The organism is Streptomyces longwoodensis, assembly GCF_001514125.1.
Lineage (GTDB): Bacteria > Actinomycetota > Actinomycetes > Streptomycetales > Streptomycetaceae > Streptomyces > Streptomyces longwoodensis.
This window is the reverse complement of the sequence record NZ_KQ948555.1, coordinates 93,298-113,825: the sequence shown is the minus strand read 5'-3', so window position 1 is coordinate 113,825 and position 20,528 is coordinate 93,298. Positions and strand designations below refer to the sequence as shown.

General features: G+C 72.8%; 20 protein-coding genes. 10 read left to right on the top strand and 10 right to left on the bottom strand.

Going from position 1 to position 20,528, the window contains the following annotated elements:
* Nucleotides 1-265: 265 nt before the first annotated feature.
* Entirely contained in the window at nt 266-877 is a 612-nt protein-coding gene (locus tag AQJ30_RS20350) for a DUF2017 domain-containing protein (protein WP_067236025.1), read from the bottom strand.
* A gap of 43 nt (nt 878-920) precedes the next feature.
* On the bottom strand, nt 921-1,238 hold the full coding sequence (clpS, locus tag AQJ30_RS20345) for an ATP-dependent Clp protease adapter ClpS (protein WP_010039975.1): 318 nt from the start codon (nt 1,236-1,238) through the stop codon (nt 921-923).
* Nucleotides 1,239-1,293: 55 nt separating this feature from the next.
* Here clpS and AQJ30_RS20340 point away from each other — a divergent pair, with 55 nt between their 5' ends.
* Nucleotides 1,294-2,640: a nicotinate phosphoribosyltransferase gene (locus AQJ30_RS20340; RefSeq protein ID WP_067236017.1), complete on the top strand. Its 1,347-nt coding sequence runs from the start codon at nt 1,294-1,296 to the stop codon at nt 2,638-2,640.
* Between the two features lie 74 nt (nt 2,641-2,714).
* Nucleotides 2,715-3,302, top strand: a complete 588-nt coding sequence (locus AQJ30_RS20335) for an isochorismatase family protein (RefSeq protein ID WP_067236015.1) — start codon at nt 2,715-2,717, stop codon at nt 3,300-3,302.
* Nucleotides 3,303-3,465: 163 nt separating this feature from the next.
* On the opposite strand, the gene AQJ30_RS20330 is transcribed toward AQJ30_RS20335, so the two are convergent.
* Both AQJ30_RS20330 and AQJ30_RS20325 read right to left on the bottom strand, forming a co-directional pair.
* Nucleotides 3,466-3,801 (bottom strand): hypothetical protein, encoded by a 336-nt coding sequence (locus AQJ30_RS20330; protein WP_067236012.1) that lies wholly within the window; start codon nt 3,799-3,801, stop codon nt 3,466-3,468.
* Between the two features lie 134 nt (nt 3,802-3,935).
* On the bottom strand, nt 3,936-6,284 hold the full coding sequence (locus tag AQJ30_RS20325; protein ID WP_067236009.1) for an immune inhibitor A domain-containing protein: 2,349 nt from the start codon (nt 6,282-6,284) through the stop codon (nt 3,936-3,938).
* Nucleotides 6,285-6,638: 354 nt separating this feature from the next.
* On the opposite strand from AQJ30_RS20325, the gene AQJ30_RS20320 reads away from it, so the two are divergent.
* Nucleotides 6,639-6,875, top strand: a complete 237-nt coding sequence (locus tag AQJ30_RS20320) for a hypothetical protein (protein WP_067236007.1) — start codon at nt 6,639-6,641, stop codon at nt 6,873-6,875.
* A gap of 49 nt (nt 6,876-6,924) precedes the next feature.
* On the opposite strand, the gene AQJ30_RS20315 is transcribed toward AQJ30_RS20320, so the two are convergent.
* Nucleotides 6,925-7,725, bottom strand: coding sequence for an RDD family protein (locus AQJ30_RS20315; RefSeq protein WP_067236006.1), 801 nt, complete (start codon nt 7,723-7,725; stop codon nt 6,925-6,927).
* Between the two features lie 90 nt (nt 7,726-7,815).
* Nucleotides 7,816-9,411: an RDD family protein gene (locus AQJ30_RS20310; RefSeq protein WP_067236005.1), complete on the bottom strand. Its 1,596-nt coding sequence runs from the start codon at nt 9,409-9,411 to the stop codon at nt 7,816-7,818.
* Between the two features lie 232 nt (nt 9,412-9,643).
* Here AQJ30_RS20310 and AQJ30_RS20305 point away from each other — a divergent pair, with 232 nt between their 5' ends.
* Nucleotides 9,644-10,057: an SsgA family sporulation/cell division regulator gene (locus AQJ30_RS20305; RefSeq protein ID WP_067236002.1), complete on the top strand. Its 414-nt coding sequence runs from the start codon at nt 9,644-9,646 to the stop codon at nt 10,055-10,057.
* Nucleotides 10,058-10,083: 26 nt separating this feature from the next.
* On the opposite strand, the gene AQJ30_RS20300 is transcribed toward AQJ30_RS20305, so the two are convergent.
* Entirely contained in the window at nt 10,084-11,490 is a 1,407-nt protein-coding gene (locus tag AQJ30_RS20300; protein WP_067236000.1) for an FAD-binding oxidoreductase, read from the bottom strand.
* A 92-nt stretch (nt 11,491-11,582) separates the two neighbouring features.
* Here AQJ30_RS20300 and AQJ30_RS20295 point away from each other — a divergent pair, with 92 nt between their 5' ends.
* The gene (locus AQJ30_RS20295) at nt 11,583-13,007 is read left to right on the top strand and encodes a tetratricopeptide repeat protein (RefSeq protein WP_067235998.1); all 1,425 of its coding nucleotides are present in this window, start codon (nt 11,583-11,585) and stop codon (nt 13,005-13,007) included.
* 46 nt (nt 13,008-13,053) lie between these two features.
* On the opposite strand, the gene hppD is transcribed toward AQJ30_RS20295, so the two are convergent.
* Nucleotides 13,054-14,202, bottom strand: coding sequence for a 4-hydroxyphenylpyruvate dioxygenase (gene hppD, locus AQJ30_RS20290; RefSeq protein ID WP_067235996.1), 1,149 nt, complete (start codon nt 14,200-14,202; stop codon nt 13,054-13,056).
* Nucleotides 14,203-14,327: 125 nt separating this feature from the next.
* Between hppD and AQJ30_RS20285 the strand changes: the two genes are divergently transcribed.
* Genes AQJ30_RS20285 through AQJ30_RS20265 form a run of 5 tightly spaced genes read left to right on the top strand, consistent with a single transcriptional unit; the run spans nt 14,328 to nt 18,721 of the window.
* Nucleotides 14,328-14,807 carry an Lrp/AsnC family transcriptional regulator gene (locus tag AQJ30_RS20285; protein WP_067235994.1) on the top strand — a complete coding sequence of 160 codons (480 nt, stop codon included), beginning with the start codon at nt 14,328-14,330 and terminating at the stop codon, nt 14,805-14,807.
* 18 nt (nt 14,808-14,825) lie between these two features.
* Complete coding sequence (locus AQJ30_RS20280; RefSeq protein ID WP_067235991.1) at nt 14,826-15,473, top strand: ABC transporter permease; 648 nt, start codon at nt 14,826-14,828, stop codon at nt 15,471-15,473.
* A complete protein-coding gene (locus AQJ30_RS20275; RefSeq protein ID WP_067235989.1) occupies nt 15,466-16,704 on the top strand; it encodes a betaine/proline/choline family ABC transporter ATP-binding protein in 1,239 nt (412 codons plus the stop codon). Before AQJ30_RS20280 ends, AQJ30_RS20275 begins: the two co-directional genes overlap by 8 nt.
* On the top strand, nt 16,701-17,714 hold the full coding sequence (locus AQJ30_RS20270; RefSeq protein WP_245726995.1) for an ABC transporter permease: 1,014 nt from the start codon (nt 16,701-16,703) through the stop codon (nt 17,712-17,714). Before AQJ30_RS20275 ends, AQJ30_RS20270 begins: the two co-directional genes overlap by 4 nt.
* Nucleotides 17,711-18,721 carry a glycine betaine ABC transporter substrate-binding protein gene (locus AQJ30_RS20265; RefSeq protein ID WP_079084160.1) on the top strand — a complete coding sequence of 337 codons (1,011 nt, stop codon included), beginning with the start codon at nt 17,711-17,713 and terminating at the stop codon, nt 18,719-18,721. Before AQJ30_RS20270 ends, AQJ30_RS20265 begins: the two co-directional genes overlap by 4 nt.
* A gap of 13 nt (nt 18,722-18,734) precedes the next feature.
* Here AQJ30_RS20265 and AQJ30_RS20260 read toward each other — a convergent pair whose 3' ends face one another.
* Together AQJ30_RS20260 and AQJ30_RS20255 are read right to left on the bottom strand one after the other, a co-directional pair.
* Entirely contained in the window at nt 18,735-19,526 is a 792-nt protein-coding gene (locus AQJ30_RS20260; protein WP_067235987.1) for a S16 family serine protease, read from the bottom strand.
* 103 nt (nt 19,527-19,629) lie between these two features.
* Nucleotides 19,630-20,271: an IclR family transcriptional regulator gene (locus tag AQJ30_RS20255; RefSeq protein WP_067235984.1), complete on the bottom strand. Its 642-nt coding sequence runs from the start codon at nt 20,269-20,271 to the stop codon at nt 19,630-19,632.
* Nucleotides 20,272-20,528: the final 257 nt, after the last annotated feature.

The window sequence follows — 20,528 nt, the reverse complement described above, 5'->3', positions numbered from 1 at the left end:
GCTCGTGCCTGGCCGGCGGTCGCCGGCTCGGTGGCGCACCCGACCGAACATACGGATGGTGTTCGTCGGGCGGTCGTGAAGATTTATCACGGCCGCAACACTGATCGCCTCAGGGCGCTGTGGCGGACACCACAGGGAGAAGCGGACACAACGGACACACGCTGGCAAAGACGGCCGCCGTGGTGACGGGATCGTTATCCGGATTTGAGCGTCCGCTGAGCGAACGCCCGGGGGCGGCGGCCGACGGGCCCGCCCGGCCCCCGGGTCACGGCATGAGGGTGTTGACCAGCGTTTCCTGCAGTCCGCCGAGCCAGAGGTAGGCCATCACCATCGGCTTGCGCGGGTCCTCGTCGGGGAGCCGGAAGAGCAGGTCGGTGTCGTCCTCGTCGCTGATGTCCAGCCGGGAGCCGATCGCGAGGCGCAGGTCGTTCAGGGCGCCGAGCCAGCGCCGGGACTCCTCGGGGGACAGCTTCAGCACCGCCCCGCCCTCGCCGGCCGCCTCGGAGGCGAGCGCGTCGAGCGTGCGGACCACCGCGAGGGCGTTGTCGCGCTTGGCGGCCCGCAGGTCGTTCTCGGTGTAGCGGCGGAACTCGGCGGAGTACGCCTGGTGCTCCTCGGCCTGCCGGGGGCCGGCGGGCGGCTCGACCGGGTCGGTGTAGGCGTCCGGGAACAGCCGGCGCAGCACCGGGTCGGAGGGCGGCTCGCTCGGGCCCTCGGCGAACAGTTCGGCGAGCGGGTCGTCGCCGGCGTCCTCGGCGGGGCCGGGGCCGATCAGCTCCAGGAGCTGGACGGCCAGCGAGCGGATGATGGAGATCTCGACGTCGTCGAGGGCGACGGCCGCGCCGCCGCCGGGAAGCGGTTCGAAGTGTCCGGGCATGAAGTCGTTTCGCGGTCTCTTCGCTGGGGGGCGGGCGTGCTCGCTACTTGCGGTCCTGCTGGAGGGTGGCCCACAGACCGTAGCCGTGCATGGCCTGCACGTCCCGCTCCATCTCCTCGCGGGAGCCACTGGAGACGACCGCCCGGCCCTTGTGGTGGACGTCGAGCATGAGCTTGGTGGCCTTGTCCTTGGAGTAGCCGAAGTACGTCTGGAAGACGTAGGTCACGTAGCTCATGAGGTTGACCGGGTCGTTGTGCACGATCGTCACCCAGGGGACGTCCGGCTCGGGTACGGCGAAGACCTCCTCCGCCGACTCGGTGCGTTCGATCTCAAGGGGAGCGGGTGACGTCACACTGCCCATGCTGCCACGGCGGCCAGATATCGTCACACTGACGAGATTGGGGTACGCTCCTCCTATGAACACAGCGGACCTTGGGCTGCCGGTGGACGTTCCCTCGACGGCGCTCTTCACGGACCAGTACGAGCTGACCATGCTGCAGGCGGCGCTGAAGGCGGGTACCGCCGAGCGGCGCAGCGTGTTCGAGGTCTTCACCCGGCGCCTGCCGGAAGGCCGGCGCTACGGCGTCGTCGCGGGCACCGGGCGGGTCCTGGACGCGGTGGAGAACTTCCGCTTCGACGCGGGCGTCCTCGGCTTCCTGCGTGAGCGGGAGATCGTGGACGAGACGACGCTGGACTGGCTCGCCGGGTACCGCTTCACGGGTGACGTCCTGGGCTACCCCGAGGGCGAGGTCTACTTCCCCGGCTCCCCGATCATGCGCGTCGAGGGCTCCTTCGCCGAGTGCGTGCTGCTGGAGACCGTGATCCTGTCGATCCTCAACCACGACTCGGCGATCGCGGCCGCCGCGTCCCGGATGTCCTCGGCGGCCGGCACCCGCCCGCTGATCGAGATGGGCGCGCGCCGCACCCACGAGCTGTCCGCGGTGGCCGCCGCGCGCGCCGCGTACGTCGGCGGCTTCGCCACCACCTCCGACCTGGCGGCCGGCTTCCGGTACGGCATCCCCACGGTCGGCACCTCCGCGCACGCCTTCACCCTGCTGCACGACACCGAGCGGGACGCCTTCCGCGCCCAGGTGGACGCCCTCGGCCGGGGCACCACGCTCCTGGTGGACACCTACGACGTCGCCGAGGCCGTCCGTACGGCGGTGGAGGTGGCCGGGCCCGAGCTGGGCGCGGTCCGCATCGACTCCGGCGACCTGCTGCTGGTGGCCCACCGGGTGCGCCAGCAGCTCGACGAGCTGGGCGCCACCGACACGAAGATCGTGGTGACCTCCGACCTCGACGAGTACGCCATCGCCTCGCTGGCGGCGGCGCCGGTGGACGCGTACGGCGTCGGCACCCAGCTGGTCACCGGGTCCGGGCACCCCACCGCGTCCATGGTCTACAAGCTGGTCGCCCGCGCCGAGTCCGACGACCCGCGCGCCCCGCTGGTGCCGGTGGCGAAGAAGTCCTCCGGCGGCAAGACCTCCATCGGCGGCCGCAAGTGGGCCGCGCGCCGGCTGGACGAGGACGGGGTCGCCGAGGCCGAGGTCGTCGGCACCGGGCCGGTGCCCGCCGAGCTGGCCGGGCGGCAGCTGCAGGTCGAGCTGATCAGGGGCGGCGAGGTCCTGGCCCGCGAGCCGCTGGACGTGGTCCGCGACCGGCACATCGCCGTCCGGGCGGGCCTGCCGCTGTCCGCGACGCAGCTCTCCCGAGGGGAACCGGTCCTGCCGACGGAGTACGTGCAGGTGCCTTCGGGTAACTAGGGTCTGTTCCCTCCCGGTCCGGGCCCCGAGTCTCTACGCTCAGTTACTTCACCCATCGTCGAAGGACACCGACCATGCGCCGCGCCTTGATCGTCGTTGACGTGCAGAACGACTTCTGCGAGGGAGGGAGCCTCGCCGTGGCCGGGGGCGCCGACGTGGCCGCCGCGATCACCGAGCTGATCGGGCAGGCCCCCGCCGGGTACCGGCACGTCGTGGCCACCCGCGACCACCACATCGCGCCCGGCGGGCACTTCGCCGACGAGCCCGACTACGTCCACTCCTGGCCGGCCCACTGCGTCGCCGGCACCGAGGGGGTGGGCTTCCACCCGAACTTCGCGCCCGCGGTCGCCTCCGGGTCGGTCGACGCCGTCTTCGACAAGGGGGCGTACGCGGCGGCCTACAGCGGGTTCGAGGGGGCCGACGAGAACGGGGTGGGGCTCGCGGACTGGCTGCGCGAGCGGGAGGTGGACGAGGTCGACGTGGTCGGCATCGCGACCGACCACTGCGTGCGGGCGACCGCCCTGGACGCGGTGCGGGCGGGGTTCCGTACGCAGGTGCTGCTGGATCTGACGGCGGGGGTGGCTGGGGGGACCACGGAGCGGGCGCTGGAGGAGATGCGGGCGGCGGGTGTGGAGCTCACGGGGAAGCCGGTCGTCCAGTAGCGGTCGGTCCCGTGTCGGGGGGCTGGGCGTCGGGGGTGTTCTGCGGGTGCGTCGTGGCTGGTCGCGCAGTTCCCCGCGCCCCTGGGTGGGTGCCCTGAAGGTCGGGTTCAGGGGGCGCGTGGGATGCGTGGCGTCGCGCAGTTCCCCGCGCCCCTGAAGTGCGTCATGCCTGTGCCGTCGGGCGGCGCAGGAGGGCTCTGATCGGGTGCCAGAGTTCGATCGTGAGGTCGGTGACACCGTTGTCCGGGGCCGTGCGCCATATCATGCCGTCGGGGTGGTGGAGGACCGCCGTGATCTCGTCCGGGGTCGGCGGGGCCGCGTTGCCGCGGAGGTAGACGGCGCGCAGGCCGAGGTTGCGCAGCCTGGTCAGGGCGCGGGCGCGGTTGGCGGCGTGCACGAGGACGCGTACTCCCCCGGGGCCGTCGGCGGCCGGGCGGGGCAGGTTCAGCGCCACCACCACGGTGCCGTTCGGCAGCTTGCAGAAACCTCCTGCGGCCATGCGGTCACATCCCCGTTCCGGTCGGTCGGTGCGTCGGTGTCAATAAGCGAGCCACAGGACGCACCTAAACACGGATCGGCGGCGACCCGCCAGGGGGTCACCGCCGATACGCTTCTGACCTGGGGAAACGTCGACTACTTCGTCGACGGACCCACCTTCACCGTGATCGTGGAACCGCTCAGCGGCTCTGAGATGATCTTGATGGAGGTGTTGGTGTCAGTGACCTTCACGCCAGCCGCCGGGTTGGAGGCGTCGTAGTAGGTCGAGCGGCCGTCGTCGAACAGCGGGACGCCGGGACGCGACTTGATCTTGGTGGCCACGTCGGCCTTGTGCAGCGTGATCGCGTCGGTCGGGTACCAGCTGAAGGTCGAGTCGAAGGCCTGGACGCGGTTGCGCATCAGGGTGCCGTCGGTCCACTTCAGCGGGGCCGGGTGCGAGTCGATCGGCAGGATCAGGCCCTCGCCCGGGTGGACGCTGGTGTTGTCGTCCGCCTGGGAGGTGTCCCACTTCCAGATCAACAGGCCGTTCTGGTACGGGTAGTGCTCCACCCAGTCCGGACGGGTCGTCGAGAAGCCGAAGTTGTACGGGCCCGTCTTCAGGGTCTTGTCGTACGAGACGTACTGGCGGTTCTCGGCAATGTAGTACTGGGCGTAGTCGTCCGTGATGGACGCGCCGATGCGCGAGAAGCCGTTCGCGGTCCACGCGGCGTCCGCCGTCTCGGCGTTGTCGGAGAACAGGGCCGCACCGTCGGCGGTCACCGTGATCTCGTCGGCCGTGAAGCCCTTCTGGGCCACGCCGCCGTCGGTGGCGTAGCGGAAGCGCAGCTGGACCTTCTGGCCCGCGTAGGCGTTCAGCGGGAACGTCAGCTTCTGGTGGGTCTCCACCGTGCCGGTCAGGGCCGGCTTGTTGCTGCCGTCGCGCGGGATGGCGGTGCCGTCGGCGAGGGTGCCGTCGAGGGGCGTGTAGCTGGCGCCGCCGTCCGTGGAGACCTCGGTGTAGAGGAAGTCGTAGTCCTTCTCGATGTCCCACCAGCCGGTGAGCGACAGGGAGGCGGAGGACTTGCCGGTGAGGTCGACCGTGCGGGTCAGGGTGTTGCGCAGGTCGTCACCGCTGCCGCTCCACCACTGCGTGGCACCCTGCGCCGGGGCGACCACCTCGGTGGTGACCTCCTTCTGGGGCAGCTGCACCACGAGGGCCTGGGCGTCCTTGGTGTTGTACTCGGCGACGCCCAGCTTGTGGGTGGACTTCCGGGCCGCCGCGGCGACGTCGTAGTCCAGCCAGCCCAGCTGGAGCTTGTCCCAGGCGTTCATGTCGCCGGGCAGGTTGCCGATGGCTTCCTTGCCGGTGCCGAGCCACGAGCCGGAGGACATGAGGGTCCAGAAGCCGGTGGAGTTCTCGCCGCCCGCGGTGTCGTACTCGTCGGGCAGGCCGAGGTCGTGGCCGTACTCGTGGGCGAAGACGCCGAGTCCGCCGTTCTCCGGCTGGATGGTGTAGTCGCCGACCCAGATGCCGGTGTCACCGATCTGGGTGCCGCCGAGCTTGTTGCCGCTGGGGCCGCTCGCACCGGCGTCGGTGCCGAACGCGTACCAGCGGTGCGCCCAGATGGCGTCCTCGCCCTGCGCGCCGCCGCCCGCGGACTCGTCCTCGCCGGCGTGCACGATCTGGAAGTGGTCGATGTAGCCGTCGGGCTCGTTGAAGTTGCCGTCGCCGTCGAAGTCGTAGCGGTCCCACTGGTCGTAGCTCGCCAGTTCCGCGCGGATCTTCTCGGCGCTGTCACCGGCCGCCTCGCGGTCGGCGACCCAGGCGTTCACGCCGTCCTGGACGGCGTACCAGGCGCCGGTGGGGGCGTCGTTGGAGCCGTAACGGGCCTCGTTGTAGGGGACCTTGACCCAGTCGGTCACCTCGCCGTCGACCGAGTAGCGGCCCGAGGACTGCTTCTCGTAGTACTTCTTGAGCGACTCGGTGTTCTTGCCGGTGCCGAAGTACAGGTCCTGGTAGTGCTTCTGGTCGTAGTCCGCCTGCCAGTCGGTGCTGTTGTCCTTGGCGCGGTCCGGTGCGGCGATCTTGTTGTGCAGCGGGCCGGGCGTGCCGCCGTAGCGGCTGTCGACCTTGTCGCCGAACTCCACCAGGATCGTGAAGATCTTGTCGGTCTTCTCGCGGCCGAGCTCGACGTACTTGCTGCTGCCCTTGCGGCTCTGCAGCTGGACGACCTTGGAGCCGTTGCGGTCCTTGACGGTCGCCTGGCCGGATATGACCTGCTGGAGGGCCTCCTGGCGCTGGGCCTCCTGCGTCTTGCTCAACGGGCCGTCGAAGTCGTGCTCCTTGGCCTTGACCGGCTGCGGGTCGTGCCGGTCCACCGCCGGGGCACCGGCCGACGAGGTGTCGGCGGCCTCCGCCACGGCGAACGTCGAGAACGTCGCCGAGGCCGCCGCGAGGGCGACCGCCGTGGCGGCCGTTCTGAACGTCCAGGATCTACTGCTCACTTGATGCCTCCCCTGACGCGCCCGAACCGCGCGGCAGGGGGTCCCGATGGTCAAGGGATGTCCGCGCGGGGTTATACGCGTGTAGTCAAGTGACGCCATTTGACTACTGGTTTACGAGAAAAGACAGACCTTGACTTGAGCAGGTCAAGTGCATTAATGGGACTCCGTGTTCGCATGGCGGACACGTGACTGTCATATGACGGGCGCGTGGGACGGTCCACGGAGCGGACATCATGAATCCGTGCGCCCCCCGTGCACCGGCACCGTGGGTCAGCTCACGCTTACTGTTCGTTCCGCTCGGGCATGCAGCCGAATAGAGTCGAGATCTCCCCCGCTTCCGAGGACACGATTGCCATGCCTCGTCCGACTGTCGCACAGCTCCTGTACGGCTCCTGCACCGTCGTCGTCTCGACGCTCGCCATGCTGCTGCTGTCGCAGACGAGTTCGGGCCCCGGGATCGCCGTGATCGCCGTGGCGGCCCTCGCGCTCGGTCTGCTCGTCGCGCTGACGGTGCCCGCGCCGAAGCCGTCGCCCCGACCGGCCGCCGCCGCTCCCGCACCCGACAAGGAGCGGGAACCGGTGTCCCGCTGAACCGCCCCCCGGAGGGCCCGCGGCGCGCCGCGTGCCCTCCGGCACGCCGTCACCGCACGGACACCACCACCGTCTTGGCGGCCTTGTCGTGCAGGCCCTGTTTGTACGGCTTGTCGAAGAAGCTCCAGCCGCCGCAGATCACGGTCCACACGCAGGCGCAGCAGAACGCGAACGGCAGCCACAGCACCAGCGCGCGGACCAGTGACGTCTGCACCGAGGGCGTGGCGCCGTTGCTCAGGTCCGCCACCCGCAGACCCAGCCACTTCTTGCCCAGGGTCTGGCCCGACCGCGTGATCATGAAGGTGTCGTAGGCGACGTAGAGCACGGCGGCCACGACCGACTGGGCGAACGACTTGCCCACCTCGATCCTGTCACCGTCCACGTCGTACTCGTTGACGCCGAATCCCCAGGTGAGCAGGGCCACCACGATGCCCACGAGGATCATGTCGATGATCCGCGCCAGGGTGCGCCGGCCGCTCTCGGCGAGCGGAGGCATCCCGGCGAGCGGATCGGCGGGCCGTCCCCCGTAGGGGTCACCGCCGTAGGGACCGCCGGGGCCGCCGCCGTAGGGGCCACCCGGGCCGCCGCCGTACGGGCCGCCGCCACCGCCGTAGGGGGGCGGTTGCTGTCCCCCGCCGGGCGGGGGCTGGCCGCCGGGCGGAGGGGGCTGGCCGCCGCCGGGCGGGGGCTGGTCGCCGTACGGCGGCTGCCGGTCGCCGTACGGGCTGTCGTACGGCGAGCCCTGACCCTGGCCCGGGCCGGGCCCGTACGGGGACTGCGGGGGCTGTTTCCGGAACGGGTCGTCCTCCGGCGGCTCGCCGCCGGAACCGGGGGGCGGTTCGGTCGTCATGGAGCCGAGTCGACCGCGAACTCCGCCGCCGCGCATCCGGCGTGCGGCCGTCCGGAGTATCGGTTCCTCCGCTGCCGGCGCGGTGCGCGGTCAGCCCGCGACGAACGTGTGCGCCGCCTTGTCGTGCCAGCACTGGCGCCACGGGCGGTCGAACAGCCCCCAGACCAGGCCCACCAGACCCACCGCCAGCAGGCCCGGGACGCTGTAGACCAGCCAGCGGCGCAGGGCCGCGCCGAACGCCGGCGGCTCGTGCCCCTCGATGTCCCGCACCTGCAGGCCCAGCAGCTTCTTGCCCAGCGTGCGGCCCCACTTGGCGGTCGGCAGCGCCTCGTACAGGACGCCGGCCAGCAGCAGCACGGCGACCACGATGCCGAGGTACACCGACGTGGTGCCGTCCAGGATCCAGACCGTGACGGTCCGTCCGGACAGCTTGGCCGCGTCGATCTTCTCCTGGACGTGGTCGAGGGCCCGGGTGCCGAGCGGCACGGCGGCGACGGCGGTCACCGCGCCGAGGACCAGGCTGTCGACGAACCGCGCGGCCAGCCGCCGGCCGAGACCCGCGGGGCGGGCCGACGCCTGGCGCCGGGCGGCCGCCTGGAAGACGTCCTCCACGGGCGGCTTCCACGGCACGACCGGCTGGTCGTCCCCCGCCCCGGCGAGCCGGTGCACCTGCTGCGCCCAGGACGGCTGGCCACCGCCCGGACCGCTGGTCACCGGGGTGGCGGGTGCGGCGGGCTGCCCGGGGACGCCGGGCTGCGGGGCGCCGGGCTGCGCCGCGGCGGGGAAGGACGGGGCGCGGTCGGCGGCCGCCGGGCCCGCGGCGAAGCCGGACCGGGCGGCGGAGGCCGTGGGGTCGGCCGCGGGGGCCGGCGCGGGGCCCTGGCCGGCGGGCGCGAAGGCCGGGCCGCTCGCCCCGGGCGCTGCCCCGGCGCCCTGCGCCGCCGCTCCGGCGGACGCCGGGGACGCGCCGTCGTGGCGCCCCGTGCGCGGGCCGGGCGCACGGAAGGTGAGGGTGCCGTCGTCCCGTACGCCATGGGAGGCGCTGCCGGGTACGGCGCTCGCGGCGTCGGCGCCGGGTGCGGGGTGTCCGCCGGGGCCACCCGGGACGTGTGCGACCGGGGCGCCGAACGCGGCGGCGGCACCCGGGGCACCGGGGGCCGGACCACTGCCGGGGGGACCGAACGCGCCCTGCCCTGCCGGTGCGTCGGGCGGGACGGTCCCGCCCGGAGCGCCGGCTCCGGCGTTCCCGGCCGCGGGATGGGCCGGGCTCGGGGTGTCACCGGCGACCGGCGTACCCGGGTCGCCCGGGGCGGGGGCGGCCCCGGAGGCGGCGGCCGCCGGGATCCTCGGGTCGGCCGGCGGGGTGCCCCAGGAGACGCGGCGGTCCTGGTCGCCGCCGAAGCCGGACTGCTGGGAGCGGTCGGCGCCCCAGGCCGACGCGGTCCCCTCCGGACGCGGGTCCTCGTCGAAGAAGTGCGGGCCCGTCGTCTCCACCAAGGGCACCCGGTCCGTCGCCGGGTCGGGGTCGGGCGGGCTGAGCGGCCGGCCGTCGGACGGCGCCGGGCGGCTGGTGCCCGGCACCCAGGAGGCGCCGTTCCAGTACCGGACGTATCCAGGGATGGACGGGTCCGGGTAGTACCCCTCGCGGGGCCTGTCGTCGCCGGGTGCCGGGGTTGGGGCGCTCATGTCCGTCGTCCCGTATCTGCTCGGGGGTGGGATGGGGGGCTCCACATCTACCAGACGCGCGGGGGCCCCACCTCCCCTCCCGCAAGTCCCGCCCCTTTCCGGGCACGGTCGTGCACCCGCGTCACCCGTTCGGAGAGAAATCTTCCCGAACCCGCGTAATGGCCGGCCCCCGGCTCCCTCTCACCTGGCACGGGCCCGGTCCGAGCGGCCTTCCAGTGGAAAGGACACCGTCATGCACCACACCCTCGTCGAGCGCGAGCTGGAGATGAAGCTGGTCCTGTCGCCGGAGCGCAGCGTGCCGGTCCCGGCCCGGCTGACGTACCGCAGTGACGACCCGTTCGCCGTGCACGTCGTCTTCCACACCAACTCCGAGCAGCCGGTGCACTGGACGTTCGCCCGCGAACTGCTGGTGGAAGGGGTGTTCCGGCCGTGCGGGCACGGCGACGTGCGGGCGTGGCCGGCGAAGGCGCAGGGCCGCAGCGTCGTGCTGATGGCGCTCAGTTCGCCGGACGGCGACGCGCTGCTGGAGGCGCCGATCCCGCAGGTCTCGGCGTGGCTGGAGCGGACCCTGACGGTGGTGCCCCCGGGGACGGAGGGCGAGCAGCTGGGCCTCGACGAAGCGCTCGACCAGCTGCTCGCGCAGTGAGCCCCGGGCCGGCCGGGGGCCGCCGGTCAGAACAGCTTGCCGGGGTTGAGGATGCCCAGCGGGTCGAAGACGTCCTTCACGGCCCGCTGCATCTCCAGCCCCACGGGGCCGAGTTCGCGTGCCAGCCACTCCTTCTTGAGCACGCCGACGCCGTGTTCGCCGGTGATGGTGCCGCCGAGTTCCAGGCCGAGGGCCATGATCTCGTCGAAGGACTCGCGGGCCCGCCGGGACTCCCCGGGGTCCTGGGCGTCGAAGCAGACGGTGGGGTGGGTGTTGCCGTCGCCCGCGTGGGCGACGACCCCGATGGTCAGGCCGTACTTCCCGGCGATCCGCTCCACCCCTTCGAGCATGTCGCCGAGGCGCGAGCGGGGCACGCACACGTCGTCGATCATCGTCGTGCCCGTGACCGCCTCCAGCGCGACGAGCGACGACCGCCGCGCCTGGAGCAGCAGTTCGGACTCGGCGGTGTCCTCGGCGGGCACCACCTGGGTGGCGCCGGCGGCCTCGCACAGCGCGCCGACGGCGGCGAGGTCGGCCGCCGGGTCGGGGGTGTCGAAGGCGCACAGCAGCAGCGCCTCGGTGGTCTCGGGCAGCCCCATGCGGGTCAGTTCGTTGACGGCGCGGACCGTCGTACGGTCCATGAGTTCGAGGAGTGAGGGCGTGTGCCCGCCCGCCATGACGCGGCAGACGGCGTCGCAGGCGGCGCCGGCCGAGGCGAACTCGGCGGCCAGCACCAGCTGGCGCGGCGGCCGGGGCCGAAGCGCGAGGACGGCCCGCACGACGATGCCGAGCGAGCCCTCGGAGCCGACGAACAGCCGGGTGAGGTCGTAGCCGGCGACGCCCTTGGCGGTGCGGCGGCCGGTGGACATCAGCCGACCGTCGGCCAGGACGACGTCGAGGCCGAGGACGTACTCGGCGGTGACGCCGTACTTGACGCAGCACAGGCCGCCCGAGGCGGTGCCGATGTTGCCGCCGATCGTGCAGGTCTCCCAGCTTGAGGGGTCCGGCGGGTAGTACAGGCCGTGCTCGCCCACGGCCCGGGAGAGCGTCGCGTTGACCACGCCGGGTTCGACGACGGCGACCCGGTCGACGGGGCTGATGTCCAGGATGCGGTCCATGCGGGTCAGGGACAGCACGATGCAGCCGTCGGAGGCGTTCGCGCCGCCCGACAGACCCGTGCGGGCGCCCTGCGGGACGACCGGGACGCGCAGCTCGGTCGCCACGCGCATCACGTGCTGCACCTGTTCGACGGTGCGCGGCAGCACGACCACGGCCGGGGCGCCGGCCGGGCAGAAGCTCGCCATGTCGTGGGCGTAGGAGGCCGTGACGTCGGGGTCGGTGTGGACCGCCTCGGCGGGCAGGCCGGTGAGCAGCCGGTCGAGGAGGTTGCCGGTGACGTCGTCGCTGGGCGCTTCGATACGGCTCATGATCACAGGTTCGCACCGGGGGCCATCGGTGTGAACCCCACTCGCCGCACGCTTCGGCTGCGCCACCGCGGTGGCCGCACCGACGCACAGTGAGCGCCATGGAGAACCAAGCGGAGCCCCGCGCGCGACGGTCACCGGTCCCGGCGGTGGTGCGTCGCCGGCCGCTCCTGGCCGGTGCGGTCGCCGGGTCGCTGGTGCTGGGCGCGGTGCTGCTGTGCGTGCCGTTCGGGGAGCCGCCCGTGGCGCGGACGCCCGCCGCCGCGGCGCCGGGAGCGCGGGCCGGGACGGCGGTCGTGGCGGGGGTGTCGGGCGCGCCGGCGGACCTCGGGGAGCTGATCGGCCGCCGGGAGCGGGCGGTGCGGCGGCAGTCGCGCGACGCCCGGTCGTGGGCGCTGCTCGGGACGGCGTACGTCGAGCAGGGGCGGCGCACGGGCGACGCGGCGGGCTTCTACCCGAAGGCCGAGCGGGCGCTGCGCACCTCGCTGCGGGTGGGGCCGGACCATCCGGACGCCCTCGACGGGATGGCCGGGCTCGCGGTCGCGCGCCGGGACTTCCGGGGCGCGCTCGGCTGGAGCGAGACCGCGCTGGAGGCGGCGCCGAAGCGGTGGTCGGCGTACCCGGCGCTGATCGACGCCTGCACGGGGCTCGGCGACTACAAGCGGGCGTACGCCGCCCTCGGCCGGCTGCGGCGGCTGGCGTCGGGGCCCGCGGTGCTGGCGCGGGCGGCGGAGGTCTACCGCGAGCGGGGCTGGCGGGAGGACGCGGCGGCCGCCCTGTCCGACGCGGCGGCGGCCGCGGCCGGCCTGGCGGAGCGGGCGGCCCGGCTGGAGCGGGGCGGGCAGCTGGCGTTCGAGCGGGGCGACCGGGAGGACGCGCTGCGCCACTTCGAGGAGGCGGTGCTGCTCGACCCGCACCTGGGGGCCGCGCACGCCGGGCGGGGGCGGGCGCTGGCCGCGCTGGGCCGCACCGCGAAGGCGCAGTCGGCGTACCGCACGGCACTGGCCCGGCAGCCCCTCCCCCAGTACGCCCTGGAGCTGGGCGAACTGCAGGAGTCACTGGGGCTCCGGCAGGAGGCCGCGGTGCAGTACGACCTGGCCCGGGAGCGGGTGCGGCGGGACGCGGCCGGCGGGGTCGACGGGGACCTGGTGCTGGGCCTGCTGGAGGCGGACCACGGCGACCCGGTGGCCGCGGTGCGGCTGCTGCGCGCCGAGTGGCGGCGCCAGCCGGGCATCGACGTGGCCGACGCGCTGGGCTGGGCGCTGCACCGGATCGGGCAGGACACCGAGGCGCTCGGGTACGCGACGGTCGCCACCGACCGGGAGCACGGCGGCACGGTGCGCAGCGCGCCGTACGTGTACCACCGGGGCGTGATCGAGCAGGCGATGGGCCGGTCCGGGGCGGCGCGGCGGCACCTGGAGGAGGCGCTGCGCATCAACCCGTACTTCTCGCCGCTGGGGGCGCCGCTGGCGCGGGCGGCGCTGGCGCAGGTGGGCGAGCCGCCGGACGTCGGGGTGCCGCGCTGACGTCCGGCGGCCGGGCCGCGCCCCGTGGGGGGCGCGGCGGGGTGGCTCAGAGGTTGCCGCGCTTCTCCTGCTCGCGCTCGATCGCCTCGAACAGGGCCTTGAAGTTGCCCTTGCCGAAGCCCATGGAGCCGTGCCGCTCGATGATCTCGAAGAAGACGGTCGGCTTGTCCTGGACCGGCTTGGTGAAGATCTGCAGCAGGTAGCCGTCCTCGTCGCGGTCGGCGAGGATCTTCAGTTCGCGCAGGGTGTCGACCGGCACGCGGGTCTCGCCGACCCACTCGCCGAGCGTGTCGTAGTAGGAGTCCGGGGTGTCGAGGAACTCCACGCCGGCCGCGCGCATGGTGCGCACCGTCTCCACGATGTCGTTCGTGTTGAGCGCGATGTGCTGGCAGCCGGGGCCGTTGTAGAACTCGAGGTACTCGTCGATCTGCGACTTCTTCTTCGCGATCGCCGGCTCGTTGAGCGGGAACTTCACCTTCAGGGTGCCGTCGGCCACGACCTTGGACATGAGCGCGGAGTACTCGGTGGCGATGTCGTCGCCCACGAACTCCTTCATGTTGGTGAAGCCCATGACCCGGTTGTAGAAGCCGACCCACTCGTCCATCTTGCCGAGCTCGACGTTGCCGACGCAGTGGTCGATGGCCTGGAAGGTGCGCCGCGCGGGCGGGGCGACGATCGGCTTGGCCGCGGTGTAGCCGGGCAGGTACGGGCCGTCGTAGCCGGAGCGCTCGACCAGGGTGTGGCGGGTCTCGCCGTAGGTGGCGATCGCGGCCAGGACCACCGTGCCGTGCTCGTCCTTCAGCTCGTACGGCTCGGCGACGCTCCTCGCGCCCTGCTCGACGGCGTACGCGTACGCGGCGCGGGCGTCCGGGACCTCGATGGCCAGGTCGACGACGCCGTCGCCGTGCTCGGCCACGTGCTGGGCGAGGAAGTGGCCCCAGGCGGTGGCGGGCTTGATGACGGAGGTGAACACGAACCGCGCGGAGCCGTTCTCCAGTACGTAGCTCGCGGTCTCGCGGCTGCCGGTCTCCGGTCCGGAGTAGGCGACCAGCGTCATGCCGAAGGCGGTGGAGTAGTAGTGCGCGGCCTGCTTGGCGTTGCCCACGGCGAAGACGACCGCGTCCATTCCCTTGACCGGGAAGGGATCGGCCTGCCGTGCGGTCGCGTCGGGAGTGTGGTGTGTGGTCTGCGTCATGTCGGAAGGGTCACCCCGGCCCTGCAAGGTGCGCAATAGTTTGCGCATTCGCTGGGCAAGGTGTTCAGCAATACGGCCGAATCATCGGCCTTTCTGTACAGGATGACCACCGGGGAGGCACCGCCGTGGGGATCGATCAGCTGGACGGCCGGATCATCGTGCTGCTGGCCCGCGAGCCGCGCGTCGGCGTGCTGGAGATGTCCCGCCGCCTCGGGGTGGCGCGCGGGACCGTGCAGGCGCGCCTGGACCGGCTTACGTCGAACGGAGTCATCCGCGGATTTGGCCCGGACGTCGATCCGGCGGCCCTCGGCTACCCGGTGACCGCGTTCGCCACCCTGCAGATCCGCCAGGGCCAAGGCCCGGACGTGCGGGCCCACTTGGCGTCCGTGCCGGAGGTGCTGGAGCTGCACACCACGACCGGCACCGGGGACATGCTGTGCCGGCTGGTGGCCCGCTCCAACGCCGACCTCCAGCGGGTCATCGACCGGGTCGTCGGTTTTGATGGGATCGTCCGGGCCTCCACCGCGATCGTGATGGAGAACCCCGTCCCGCTGCGGATCATCCCGCTGGTGGAGCAGGCGGCGGAGGAACGGGCGAGGACCTGACCCGCGAGGAGGTGCCGCGTGACCTTCTGGGAGTACCTGAGCAGCCGGCACCAGCAGCTGCTCACCGACGCCTACCAGCACGCGAGCGCCGTCTTCCAGTGCATGGTCGTGGCCACCCTGATCGGGGTGCTGATCGCGGTCGCCACCTACCGCAGCGACTGGGCCGGCGGCCTCGCCACCACGGCCACGTCGACCGTCCTGACCATCCCCTCGCTCGCCATGATCGGCCTGCTCATCCCGGTCGTCGGCCTGGGCGTGCCGCCGACGGTCACCGCGCTGACGCTGTACGGGCTGCTGCCGATCGTGCGCAACGCGATCGTCGGGCTGCGCGGGGTGGACCCCTCCCTGGTCGACGCGGCGCGCGGCATCGGGATGTCCCGTCTCGCCCGGCTGCTGCGGGTCGAGCTGCCGCTGGCCTGGCCGCCGATCCTCACCGGGATCCGCGTCGCCACCCAGATGCTGATGGGCATCGCCGCCATCGCCGCCTACGCCTCCGGGCCCGGCCTCGGCAACGAGATCTTCCGCGGCATCTCCTCGCTGGGCAGCGCGAACGCGCTCAACCAGGTCCTCGCCGGCACGCTCGGGATCATCGTGCTGGCGCTGCTGTTCGACGCCGCGTACGTCCTCATCGGACGGCTGACCATTCCGAGGGGGATCCGTGTCTGAGTCGTCGGCCGGGGGCGCGACCATCGAGCTGGAGAACCTGAGCAAGCTGTACCCGGGCAGTCCCCGGCCCGCCGTCGACAACGTCAGCATGGAGATCAAGGCGGGCGAGACCGTCATCTTCGTCGGGCCCTCGGGGTGCGGGAAGTCCACCACGCTGAAGATGATCAACCGGCTGATCGAGCCGACCGGCGGCCGCATCCGCATCGGCGGCGAGGACGTCACCGACATCGACCCGGTGAAGCTGCGCCGCAAGATCGGCTACGCGATCCAGTCGGCCGGGCTGTTCCCGCACATGACCGTCGCCCAGAACATCGCCCTGGTGCCGAGGATGACCGGCTGGTCCACGGGCCGGACCAGGGACCGGGTGGAGGAGCTGCTGGACCTGGTGGGGCTCGACCCCGGCGAGTTCCGCGGCCGCTATCCCCGGCAGCTGTCCGGCGGCCAGCAGCAGCGGGTGGGCGTCGCCCGGGCGCTCGCCGCGGACCCGCCGGTGCTGCTGATGGACGAGCCGTTCGGCGCGGTCGACCCGATCACCCGCGACCACCTCCAGGACGAGCTGATCCGCCTCCAGCGCGAGCTGCACAAGACGATCGTGTTCGTCACCCACGACTTCGACGAGGCGATCAAGCTGGGCGACCGGATCGCGGTGCTGCGCGAACGCTCGCACATCGCCCAGTTCGACACCCCGGAGGCGATCCTCACCAACCCGGCGGACGACTTCGTGTCCGGGTTCGTCGGCGCCGGGGCCGCCCTGAAGCGGCTCAACCTCACGCGCGTCCGGGACGTGGAGATCACCGACTACCCGACGGTGACCGTCGACGACCCGCTGCAGACGATCTTCAACCGGCTGCGCTCCAGCGGCACCAACGAGATCCTGCTGCTGGACCGGCGGGGCCGCCCCTACAAGTGGCTGCGGCGCGGCGACCTGATGCGCGCCAAGGGCTCGCTGGCGCGTGCGGGGACGCTGGTGCACGACACGGTGACCCGGGACGCGACCCTGCGCGACGCGCTGGAGGCGGTCCTCACCGACAGCTCCGGGCGGGCCGCGGTGACCGGGCGGCGCGGGGAGTACACGGGCGTCGTCGACATGGAGACGCTGATGAACTCCGTGCACGAGCTGCTGGAGGCCGACCGCCTGGAGGCCATGGAGCACCAGCACGACCTGGCGGAGACCCGGGCCGCGCAGACCCACGCCGAACAGGAGGGCGCGAGCGGGGGGACGACGGCATGAGGGGACTGACGGGACGGGGTGACGGCCAGCGCGGTGCGGGCGGCGCGGGCGGCGTGGGCGCTGGCGGTGCGGGCGGCGTGGCGGCCGGTGACCGCGCGGACGGCGTAGTCGTCGCGCGGCACGGGGTGGACCTGGCCGACGGCCCGGACGCCGGGGACGATACCGGAGCGGCGGACGGCGGCTCCGAGGGGACCGGGACCGGCCCGGGCGGCAGCGGCGGAGCGGGCGACACGGGACGGGGGGCCGGACGGCCGGCGGCCGCAGCGGGGCGGTCGCGGATCACCTGGCAGAAGCTGACCCTGCTGCCGCTGTTCCTCGTCGCCCTGCTGCTGGCGACCTGGCTGTGGTTCCGGCAGGCCGAACTGGACGCGATCTCCGAGAACGCGCTGTCGGGCGGCCAGGTCTCCAAGGCACTGTGGCAGCACGTCGAACTGACCGTGATCTCCACCTTCTTCGTGCTGGTCATCGCCATCCCGGCGGGCATCCTGCTCACCCGCCGGTCCCTGCGCAGGGCGACCCCGGTGGCGATGGCGTTCGCCAACACCGGCCAGGCGACCCCGGCGATCGGCCTGCTGGCACTGCTGGTGATCTGGCTGGGCACCGGCATGAAGGCGGCCCTCATCGGCATCGTCATCTACGCCGTGCTGCCGGTGCTGTCCAACACGATCGCCGGGCTCGACGCCAACGACCCGACGCTGCTCGAGGCGGCCCGCGGCATCGGGATGTCCTCGCTGGGCGTGCTCACCCGGGTCGAACTGCCCCTCGCGGTGCCGCTGATCCTCGCGGGCGTGCGCACGGCCCTCGTCCTCAACGTCGGCACGGCGACCCTGGCCACCTTCGGCGGGGGCGGCGGCCTGGGCGTTCTGATCACCACCGGGATCACCAACCAGCGCATGCCGGTCCTGGTGCTGGGCTCGATCCTCACGGTGGCGCTGGCGCTGCTGGTGGACTGGCTGGCGTCCCTGGCGGAGCTGCTGCTGCGGCCGCGCGGGCTGGAGGACGGACGATGAGGCGCCGGACCGGCCGCCCGCGCCCCGGCTCCCGCCGTCTGCCGCTGCGCTCCCGCCGTCTGCTGCTGTGCGGGCTCCTGCTGCTGGCCCCGGGGTGCGGGCTGAGCAGCGGGTCACCGATGGCGGACGACGTGCGGCCCGGGACCATCGGGCAGGGCGAGCCGCTCAAGGGCGCGCACCTGACGGTCACCTCCAAGGAGTTCAGCGAGCAACTGGTCCTCGGCGCGATCATGGGCATCGCCTTCCAGGCGGCCGGCGCCGACGTCCTGGACCGCACCGGCATCCAGGGCTCCATCGGCTCCCGCGAGGCCGTGCGGCAGGGCTCCGCCGACGCCGACTACGAGTACACCGGCACCGGCTGGATCAACTACCTCGGCAACACCCAGCCCATCCCCGACCCGCACGAGCAGTGGGAGGCGGTGCGCGACGCCGACCGCAGGAACGGCGTCACCTGGCTGGACCCGGCCCCGCTCAACAACACCTACGCGCTCGCCACGAACCAGGCCAACTTCAAGAAGTACGGCACGAAGACCCTGTCCGAGGTGGCCGCGCTGGCCGAGAAGGACCCGGGCGCGGTGACCCTGTGCGTGGAGAGCCAGTTCGCCAACCGCGCGGACGGCCTGCCGGGCATGGAGAAGAAGTACGGCATGTCACTGCCGGCCAAGAACATCACCCAGATGGACACCGGCATCATCTACACCCAGGTCGCCAAGGGCAGCTGCACCTACGGCGAGGTGTTCACCACGGACGGCCGCATCAAGGCGATGCACCTGGTGGTCATGGAGGACGACAGGAAGTTCTTCCCCAACTACAACGCCGCCCCGATGATCCACACCAAGACGCTGGAGAAGTACCCGCAGATCGCCGACATCCTGGCCCCCGTCACGCGCAGGCTGACCAACACGGTGGCGCAGGACCTCAACGCCAAGGTGGACGTCGAGGGGCAGGACCCGCACCTGGTGGCACTGGAGTGGATGACGCAGCAGGGGTTCGTGAAGCAGGGCTGAGCAGCGGTCCCCCCTAGCAGCTGGGCACGGTGCCCTTGCCGGACTCCAGGGCCTTCAGCGCGCCGACCGCGCCCTCGAGGGTGGTGACCGGGACCAGCCGCAGCCCCTTCGGCAGCTCGGACGTGGCGTCGGAGCACTCGTCCTTCGGCACGAGGAAGACGGTGGCGCCGTCCCGGCGCGCGGCCTGCGTCTTCAGGCCGACACCGCCGACCGCGCCGACCGAGCCGTCCGCCTCGATCGTGCCGGTGCCGGCGACGACCCGGCCGCCGGTGAGGTCGCCGCCGCTGCCGTCGCCGTCCAGCTTGTCGACGATGCCGAGGGAGAACAGCAGGCCCGCGCTGGGGCCGCCGACGTCGGCGAGCCGCAGGGTGACCTTGACGTCGGAGGCGCTCAGGTGCAGGTAGCGCAGGGCCGCCGCGGTGGCCGCGTCCTGCGACTGCTCCATCTGCTCGGTGTTGTGCTCCTCGATCTCCCGGGTGCTCTTCCCGCTGGGGTAGACCGAGTCGTGCGGCATGACGGCGCGGTCGGTGGCGAACCAGGCGTCGAGCACGTCGCCGAGGGAGACCCGGGTGTCCGGGTTGGTCGCCTCGATCGTGGTCATCCGCAGCTGGCCGCGGGTCGGCCGGGTGGGTGCCCCCTGGATCGTGATCACCGGTGTGCCCTTGTTGTCCCCGAGCACGTTGGCCGTCATCCCCGGCTGCGCCACGGAGAACGGCAGCGGCGCGAAGGCGGCCGTGCCGAGCAGCGCGACGAGGGGCACGGCACAGGCGGCCAGGGCTTGGGGGCGTGTGAGGCGTGAGAGCACGGAGCCAATGTAACGGTGCCGGTGCGGGGCGACGGGACGCGGTCGACCCGGTCGGGTACGCCCCGGCCCGCCCCCCGGCGGCCGTCCCGGCCGGCCGCGGCGGTCAGCGCAGGGCCTCCGCCACCTCGCGGGCCGCGTCCATCACCCTCGGGCCCACGCGCTCCGGTATCGCGTCGGCGAGCATGACCACCCCGACGCTGCCCTCGACCCCGGTCACACCGATCAGGGGCGCCGCCGCCCCGCTCGCGCCGGCCTCCAGCTCGCCGTGCGTGAGGGTGTAGCCCGGCTCCCCCAGCGGCTGCTGGCGTGCGGCGAGGATCGCCCGGCCCGCGGCCCCGCGGTCCAGGGGGTGGCGGAACCCGGCCCGGTAGGCCACGTGGTAGTCCGTCCACGAGGGCTCGACCACGGCGACGGCCAGCGCCTCGGCGCCGTCCACCAGCGTCAGGTGCGCGGTGGCCCCGATGTCCTCGGCCAGCGAGCGCAGCGCGGGCAGCGCCGCCTCCCGGACCAGGGGGTGCACCTGACGGCCGAGCCGCAGCACACCGAGGCCCACCCGGGCCCGTCCGCCGAGGTCACGCCGGACGAGGGCGTGCTGTTCGAGCGTGGCCAGCAACCGGTACACCACGGTCCGGTTCACACCCAGTTTGGTGGACAGCTCGGTGACGGTCAGCCCGTGGTCGGTGTCGGCCAGCAGTTTGAGGACCCGTAGTCCCCGGTCGAGCGTCTGAGAGGTCTCCGCGGTCACGACGCCCACTCCTCCAAGCGGTGAGGTCGGCGGGCCCCTTCGTGGCGGATGCGTCACCGAGTCCCGTCAGTGACGCGCTTCAGAGGCCGCCGATCGGTGACGGCCAGGGTTCCTCCCGGGCCCGAGTCGCTTCACGGCTGCGCTCCGCGGCGGCGCTGCCACGGGGCGTGTGCGTAGCGGGACAGTAGCCGCACGGGTTCGCTGAGCGGAAGGCTCCGTCCAGAATCCGGTCAGTGGTCCGGGGGGACTTCCGGACT

Excerpts from the sequence above, each read along its gene's own strand:
- AQJ30_RS20350 (WP_067236025.1), bottom strand. The coding sequence starts at position 877 with ATGCCCGGACACTTCGAACCGCTTCCCGGCGGCGGCGCGGCCGTCGCC.
- clpS (WP_010039975.1), bottom strand. The coding sequence starts at position 1,238 with ATGGGCAGTGTGACGTCACCCGCTCCCCTTGAGATCGAACGCACCGAG.
- AQJ30_RS20340 (WP_067236017.1), top strand. The coding sequence starts at position 1,294 with ATGAACACAGCGGACCTTGGGCTGCCGGTGGACGTTCCCTCGACGGCG.
- AQJ30_RS20335 (WP_067236015.1), top strand. The coding sequence starts at position 2,715 with ATGCGCCGCGCCTTGATCGTCGTTGACGTGCAGAACGACTTCTGCGAG.
- AQJ30_RS20330 (WP_067236012.1), bottom strand. The coding sequence starts at position 3,801 with ATGGCCGCAGGAGGTTTCTGCAAGCTGCCGAACGGCACCGTGGTGGTG.
- AQJ30_RS20320 (WP_067236007.1), top strand. The coding sequence starts at position 6,639 with ATGCCTCGTCCGACTGTCGCACAGCTCCTGTACGGCTCCTGCACCGTC.
- AQJ30_RS20315 (WP_067236006.1), bottom strand. The coding sequence starts at position 7,725 with ATGACGACCGAACCGCCCCCCGGTTCCGGCGGCGAGCCGCCGGAGGAC.
- AQJ30_RS20310 (WP_067236005.1), bottom strand. The coding sequence starts at position 9,411 with ATGAGCGCCCCAACCCCGGCACCCGGCGACGACAGGCCCCGCGAGGGG.
- AQJ30_RS20305 (WP_067236002.1), top strand. The coding sequence starts at position 9,644 with ATGCACCACACCCTCGTCGAGCGCGAGCTGGAGATGAAGCTGGTCCTG.
- AQJ30_RS20295 (WP_067235998.1), top strand. The coding sequence starts at position 11,583 with ATGGAGAACCAAGCGGAGCCCCGCGCGCGACGGTCACCGGTCCCGGCG.
- hppD (WP_067235996.1), bottom strand. The coding sequence starts at position 14,202 with ATGACGCAGACCACACACCACACTCCCGACGCGACCGCACGGCAGGCC.
- AQJ30_RS20270 (WP_245726995.1), top strand. The coding sequence starts at position 16,701 with ATGAGGGGACTGACGGGACGGGGTGACGGCCAGCGCGGTGCGGGCGGC.
- AQJ30_RS20265 (WP_079084160.1), top strand. The coding sequence starts at position 17,711 with ATGAGGCGCCGGACCGGCCGCCCGCGCCCCGGCTCCCGCCGTCTGCCG.